The 6,781-nt window shown below is 68.2% G+C and carries 7 protein-coding genes; 6 read left to right on the forward strand and 1 reads right to left on the reverse strand.

Translation table 11 applies throughout. The features are described from left to right. Positions 1–18 precede the first annotated feature (18 nt). The gene (locus BKG60_RS20265) at positions 19–1,206 is read left to right on the forward strand and encodes a sensor histidine kinase (RefSeq protein ID WP_075909925.1); all 1,188 of its coding nucleotides are present in this window, start codon (positions 19–21) and stop codon (positions 1,204–1,206) included. An 8-nt stretch (positions 1,207–1,214) separates the two neighbouring features. Beyond that, positions 1,215–1,901 carry a two-component sensory transduction protein RegX gene (regX, locus tag BKG60_RS20270; RefSeq protein WP_070185202.1) on the forward strand — a complete coding sequence of 229 codons (687 nt, stop codon included), beginning with the start codon at positions 1,215–1,217 and terminating at the stop codon, positions 1,899–1,901. Between the two features lie 9 nt (positions 1,902–1,910). On the opposite strand, the gene BKG60_RS20275 is transcribed toward regX, so the two are convergent. Then, the gene (locus tag BKG60_RS20275) at positions 1,911–2,687 is read right to left on the reverse strand and encodes a DUF3109 family protein (RefSeq protein WP_075909926.1); all 777 of its coding nucleotides are present in this window, start codon (positions 2,685–2,687) and stop codon (positions 1,911–1,913) included. 149 nt (positions 2,688–2,836) lie between these two features. On the opposite strand from BKG60_RS20275, the gene BKG60_RS20280 reads away from it, so the two are divergent. From BKG60_RS20280 to BKG60_RS20295, 4 genes are read left to right on the forward strand one after another with little or no spacing between them, the layout of a single operon-like run. Next, complete coding sequence (locus BKG60_RS20280; protein WP_070185200.1) at positions 2,837–3,808, forward strand: Ppx/GppA family phosphatase; 972 nt, start codon at positions 2,837–2,839, stop codon at positions 3,806–3,808. 29 nt (positions 3,809–3,837) lie between these two features. Continuing rightward, positions 3,838–4,932 carry an FUSC family protein gene (locus BKG60_RS20285; protein ID WP_075909927.1) on the forward strand — a complete coding sequence of 365 codons (1,095 nt, stop codon included), beginning with the start codon at positions 3,838–3,840 and terminating at the stop codon, positions 4,930–4,932. A gap of 22 nt (positions 4,933–4,954) precedes the next feature. After that, positions 4,955–5,800 carry a sugar phosphate isomerase/epimerase family protein gene (locus BKG60_RS20290; RefSeq protein WP_070185198.1) on the forward strand — a complete coding sequence of 282 codons (846 nt, stop codon included), beginning with the start codon at positions 4,955–4,957 and terminating at the stop codon, positions 5,798–5,800. Positions 5,801–5,844: 44 nt separating this feature from the next. After that, positions 5,845–6,657 carry a thioesterase family protein gene (locus tag BKG60_RS20295; RefSeq protein WP_075909928.1) on the forward strand — a complete coding sequence of 271 codons (813 nt, stop codon included), beginning with the start codon at positions 5,845–5,847 and terminating at the stop codon, positions 6,655–6,657. Positions 6,658–6,781 lie beyond the last annotated feature (124 nt).

Raw genomic sequence — 6,781 nt, forward strand, 5'->3', positions numbered from 1 at the left:
GGTGCGTACGATTTTCGCGTGAGCTTGGTGTCGGCGTTACTGCTGACGGCGGTCGTGTCGTTGCTCGCGCTGATCGTCGGCGCGGGTGTGGCCGCCGCAGTCGTACCCCGCCTCATGGCCAGGCGGCAGCGTCGCGAAGCCGATGAGGCGGGTATGACGGTGTCGCAGATGCTGCAGCACATCGTCTCCGCATCCCCCAACGGCATCGTCGTGGTCGACACGTTCAACGACGTCGTCTACGCCAATGACCGGGCCACCGAGCTGGGCGTCGTGCGCGACCGGCTTCTCGACGACCGGGCCTGGCGGGCCGCTGAGCAGGTGTTCGCCACCGGCCAGCCCATCGACGTCGACCTGTCGCCGCGCAAGCTTCCGCACCCTGGACGCTCGGGCATCTCGGTGCGCGGCTGGGTGCGGTTGCTGTCCGACGAGGACCGCCGGTTCGCCGTCGTCTACGCCGACGATCAGTCCGAGCACGCCAGGATGGAAGCGACCCGGCGGGACTTCGTGGCCAACGTCAGCCACGAGCTCAAGACCCCGGTGGGTGCCATGCGGGTGCTGGCCGAGGCGCTGCAGGCCTCCGCCGACGATTCGGACATGGTGCGCCGGTTCTCCGACAAGATGGTCGCCGAATCGCTGCGGCTGGCCGACATGGTCGGAGAGCTGATCGAACTGTCCCGGCTGCAGGGCGCCGAGCGCCTGCCGGACCTGGGCGCCGTCGACGTCGACACCGTGGTGTCCGAGGCGCTGTCACGGCACAAGGTGGCCGCCGACAAAGCCGACATCTCCATCACCACCGACGCACCGACCGGCTACCGGGTTCTGGGTGATCAGACCCTGCTCGTCACCGCCGTCGCCAACCTGGTGTCCAACGCAATTGCATACTCGCCCAACGGATCCGGAATATCCGTCAGTCGGCGCCGGCGGGGCGGCAGTGTCGAGATCGCGGTCACCGACCGCGGTATCGGAATCGCCAAGGCCGATCAGGAGCGGGTCTTCGAGCGGTTCTTCCGGGTCGACAAGGCCCGGTCGCGCGCCACCGGCGGCACCGGGCTGGGCCTGGCGATCGTCAAACACGTGGCCGCCAACCACAACGGAACCATCCGGCTGTGGAGTCAGCCGGGCACCGGGTCGACGTTCACGTTGTCGATCCCGGCCTTTCCCGAAACCGATGAGCCCAAGAGTGGCTCAGACGACCGAGAGGATTAGCGAGACCGATGACCAGCGTGTTGATCGTTGAGGACGAGGAGTCGCTGGCCGATCCCCTGGCATTCCTGCTCCGCAAGGAAGGCTTCGAGGCCACCGTGGTGGCCGATGGTCCCTCCGCACTGGCCGAGTTCGAGCGCTCCGGCGCCGATATCGTCCTGCTGGACCTGATGCTGCCGGGGATGAGCGGTACCGACGTCTGTAAGCAACTGCGTGCGCGGTCCAGCGTGCCCGTGATCATGGTGACCGCGCGCGACAGCGAGATCGACAAGGTCGTCGGCCTCGAGTTGGGCGCCGATGACTATGTCACCAAGCCGTATTCAGCCCGCGAGCTGATCGCGCGGATCCGGGCGGTGCTGCGGCGCGGCGCCGACACCGACGACCCTGGTATCGGCGACGGCGTGCTCGAGGCCGGCCCGGTGCGGATGGACGTCGAACGGCATGTCGTCAGCGTCAACGGGGAGCAGATCACGTTGCCGCTCAAGGAGTTCGACCTGCTGGAGTACCTGATGCGCAACAGTGGCCGGGTACTCACCCGTGGTCAGCTGATCGACCGGGTGTGGGGCGCCGACTATGTGGGCGACACCAAAACCCTTGACGTGCATGTCAAGCGGTTGCGGTCGAAGATCGAGTCCGACCCGGCCAACCCGGTGCACCTGGTCACCGTGCGGGGCCTGGGCTACAAGCTGGAGGGCTGAGCCGCCGGGTCACTCGGCCGCGCGGGTCGCCGGGTGCACGGCCACCAGGCCCAGGGCGCTGCGGCGCCGGCACATCGCGGCCAACTCGGCGTAAGCCTTCTCGCCGAGCACCGCGATGAGCTCGGGGGCGTAGGACTCGAACACCGGGCGGGCACCCACATGGGCGGCCGGGTCGCCGGTGCAGTACCAATGCAGGTCCGCGCCTCCTTCGCCCCAGCCGCGACGGTCGTACTCGGTGATGACGGTCCGCAGGACCTGGGTGTCGTCGGGCCGGGTGATCCATTCCTGGCTGCGCCGGATCGGCAACTGCCAGCACACGTCGGGCTTCATGGTCAGCGGTTCGACGCCGAGCTTGAGGGCCTTGCTGTGCAGCGCGCACCCGATCCCGCCCGGGAAGCCGGGACGGTTCAGGAAGATGCAGGCGCCCTTGTGCTTTCGGGTCCGCAGGTTGGGCTTGCCGTCGTATTCGTCGTCTTCCAGGTAGCCCTTGCGGCCCAACCCCTTGTCCCGGAACTGCCAGTCCTCATCGGTCAGTTGCTTGACGGCGTCGTCGAGCCGGGCCCGGTCGTCGTCGTCAGAAAGGAACGCGCCATGCGAACAGCAGCCGTCGTCGGGGCGGCCCTCGACGGTGCCCTTGCAGGCCGGCGTGCCGAACACACACGTCCAGCGGGACAGCAGCCACGTCATGTCGGCCGCGATCAGATGTGTCGCGTCCTCCGGGTCATAGAACTCCACCCATTCGCGGGCAAAGTCGAGTTCGACTTCGCCGGGATGCACATCTGTCACGGCGCAAACGGTACTCGCATATGGCGGAACGCATTTCCCAACCGCGGTACGACGCGCGGTGGGGCATGCCACAACCCGCGTCCGCCGCTGCCGCGGGTTGCGGGAGGTCCGGCCACGAAGCGCTGGTCGGCTGCGGTTAGGTTGGTGCGGTGCGGTTAGGCGTGCTCGATGTCGGTAGTAACACGGTTCACCTCCTGGTGGTGGATGCGCGCCGTGGCGGGCACCCGACCCCGATGAGCTCCACGAAGGCGGCCTTGCGGCTGGCCGAGGCGATCGACGGCTCGGGCAAGCTGACCCGCAAGGGGGCGGACAGCTTGGTGGCCACCGTTGACGAGTTCGCCAAAATCGCCACCAGCTCGGGATGTGCCGAATTGATGGCGTTTGCCACCTCCGCGGTGCGCGACGCCACCAACTCTGAGGAAGTGCTGGCAAGAGTGCGGGCCGAGACGGGGGTGTCCCTCGGTGTGCTCAGCGGTGTCGACGAGTCGCGGCTGACCTTTCTGGCGGTGCGCCGCTGGTACGGCTGGAGCGCAGGCCGGATCATCAACATCGACATCGGCGGCGGATCGCTGGAGCTGTCGAGCGGGGTGGACGAAGAGCCCGAGGTGGCGCTGTCGCTGCCGCTGGGCGCAGGCCGGCTGACCAGGGAATGGTTGGCCGAGGACCCACCTGGGCGGCGCCGGGTCGCGATGCTGAGGGACTGGCTGGCCAACGAACTCGCCGATGCCGGTGCGACGATGCGCCGCTCCGGAAATCCGGACCTGGCGGTGGCGACGTCGAAGACGTTTCGGTCGCTGGCCCGACTGACCGGGGCAGCGCCGTCGGGGGCGGGCCCGCGGGTGAAGCGAACCCTCACCGCGGCTGGATTAAGACAGCTCATAGCTTTCATCTCTAGGATGACAGCGGCTGACCGTGCCGAGCTGGAAGGGGTGAGTGCCGAGCGGGCACCACAGATCGTGGCCGGTGCTTTGGTAGCTGAAGCTAGTATGCGAGCACTGGAGATCGATTCCGTCGACATTTGCCCCTGGGCGTTGCGGGAAGGGTTGATTCTGCGGAAACTCGACAGCGAGGCCGACGGCACAGCCTTGGTAGAGACGTCGGCGCGGGACGCCGGACGTTAAGGACAGCTAGCCCCAAAGGCAACATAGGTATGACAGGACCAGAGAACAACCCATCCGGCACCCGACCGATCTCGGTAGCGGAGTTGCTGGCGAAGAACGGGACGATCGGGGCACCCCCGGTCGGCGGTCGTCGTCGGCGTCGTCGCGGAAACAGCGACGCGGTGACCGTCGCCGAACTCACCGGCGAAATCCCGATCATCACCGATGACATCGAGTTCGAACCCCACGAGGCGTCGGTTCCCGCCGCTGACCCACTGGTCGATACCGCCGTCGTGGCACCGATCCTGGACGAACCGCAGGCGCCGCCGGAACCGCGGCGCGACGAGCCCCGGGTCCGCAACGGTGGGTCGCGCCCGGCTCGGGTCGAGCCGCCCGCCAGGCCGGCCGAGCCCGAAGAGGTGCGCACCGAGGCCGAGGACGACTACGACGCGCATCTGGCCGCGCGCGACGCCGACCCGGAACCCGTCGAGTTTCGGCCTCGCCCGCGCCGCGCGCCGTACAAGCGCCCGGCGCGCGACTACCAACCGTCGGGCACCGGCGCCGAGCGCATGAGCCCTGATCCGCTCTACGACCTCGACGAGGACGAGCCGGCCGACGCGTTGGTCGAAGCCGACGTCCACGACATCGACGCGGTGGACACCGATGACGCCGCATACGACGACTACGACGACGAGTACGGGGACCGTTCCTACGGTTCGATCGGGACGCTGTTCGGCGGTGACTCGGATGTCGACGACGCTCGGCGCCGTCCCCGCGGCGGTGTCGACGAACTCGACGACGAGCTGTCCGAGGGGGCCCGCGAGGCCGATGCCTTCGACGAGCACGACGAGTACGACGAGTACGACGAGGAAACCGGGCCCAGCTCGCCGCTGGTGCGAGGGCTGTGGATCGTCGGTCAGTGCGTGATCGCGGTGGCTTTCGGTGCCGGCCTGTTCGTCGCCTTCGATCAGCTGTGGAAGTGGAACACCATCGTCGCGCTCGTGCTCGGCGTGCTGGTGATCCTCGGCCTGGCCGGAGGCGTGCGGGTGGTGCGCAAGACCGAGGACATCGGCAGCACACTGACCGCCGTGGCGGTCGGGGCGCTGGTGACCTTCGGGCCGTTGGCGCTGCTGCAGGCGAGTTGATACTCCAGTACACAATTGGGTTGTGCGCCCAGCCATCAAGATCGGCCTGTCCACCGCTTCGGTCTATCCGCTGAGGACCGAGGCCGCGTTCGAATACGCCGCCAGGCTCGGTTACGACGGTGTCGAGCTGATGGTGTGGGCCGAATCGGTCAGCCAGTCCGTCGAGGCTGTTGCGGCCTTGTCCGCTCACTACGGGGTGCCGGTGCTGTCGGTGCACGCGCCCTGTCTGCTGATCTCGCAGCGGGTCTGGGGCGCCAACCCGATCCCGAAACTGGAACGCAGCGTGCGCGCCGCCGAACAACTCGGCGCACAGACCGTCGTCGTGCATCCGCCGTTCCGCTGGCAGCGCCGCTACGCCGAGGGTTTCAGCGATCAGGTCGCGCAACTGGAGGCCGACAGCGAGGTGCTGGTGGCGGTGGAGAACATGTTCCCTTTTCGGGCCGACCGGTTCTTCGGTGCGGGCGGCACGTCCATCGAGCGCATGCGTAAGCGCGGCGGCGGGCCCGGCCCGGGTATTTCCGCGTTCGCACCGTCCTACGACCCGCTGGACGGCAATCACGCGCACTACACGCTCGACCTGAGCCACACCGCCACGGCGGGCACCGACGCCCTGGACATGGCCCGGCGCATGGGCGACGGCCTGGTGCACCTGCACTTGGCGGACGGCAAGGGTGCGTCCACCGACGAGCACCTGGTTCCCGGCCGCGGCACTCAGCCGGCCGCCGAGGTGTGCCAGATGTTGGCCGCGAGCGATTTCTCGGGCCACGTCGTGCTGGAGGTCACCACGTCGGCGGCCAAGACCGCCGCCGAGCGCGAGGCGCTGCTGGCCGAGTCGCTGCAGTTCGCCCGCACACACCTGTTGCGCTGAGGCGCCGAATCTGAGCCCTGACCACTCCTGCAGAAGGACCGCACATGACCGGCTCCACCCTGTTCACCGATGCCATGGCGCTGACACCGGCCGGTGACGGCGTCTATCAAGGTGAGCTCAACGAGCACTGGACGATCGGGCCCAAGGTGCACGGCGGCGCGATGCTGGCGTTGTGCGCCAATGCGGCGCGCACCGAGCTGGGCACGTCGGCGCAACCGCTGGCAGTGTCCGGCAACTTCCTGTGGGCGCCGGATCCCGGACCGATGCAGGTGGTCACGACGGTGCGTAAGCGCGGACGCCGGATCGGCCTGGTGGATGTGGAGCTGCGCCAGGGCGACCGCACTGCGGTGACCGCCTCGGTCACCCTCGGCGAGCCCGAGCATCATGTGCCCCCGCTGTTGTCGTTCAACCCGGTGATCCCGTTGATGACGCCGGAGCCGCCGCCCGGGCTGGAGCCGATCGGCCCTGGGCATCCGATGGAGCACGTCGTGCACCTGGCGCACGGCTGTGACATCCGGCCTGCGCTGCACACGATGGGCCCGCGCACCGACGGTGGCCCCCCGGTTTTCGAGTACTGGGTGCGTCCGAAGGGCGTCGCTCCCGACGTGCTGTTCGCGCTGCTGTGCGGCGATGTGTCGGCCCCGGTCACCTTTGCCGTGGAACGCACCGGTTGGGCGCCCACGGTCCAGCTGACGGCCTATCTGCGGGCCTTGCCGGCCGATGGCTGGCTGCGGGTGATGTGCACCTCGGTTCAGATCGGCCAGGATTGGTTCGACGAGGATCACATCGTGGTCGACTGCGAGGGCCGGATCATCGTGCAGACGCGCCAGTTGGCGATGGTGCCCGCGCCCAGCTGACCGGATTCTTGGGCGCAAGCCTCGGACTTCAGTCCGGGGTGAGCCCATCCCGTTTGTCGGCGGGCGTAGCCCGGCGTTCAAGGTGGTCGGGCTTGTCCGTCGATGTATTGCTTGATGATCGACA

Origin of the sequence: Mycobacterium syngnathidarum (genome assembly GCF_001942625.1) — a bacterium.
Lineage (GTDB): Bacteria > Actinomycetota > Actinomycetes > Mycobacteriales > Mycobacteriaceae > Mycobacterium > Mycobacterium syngnathidarum.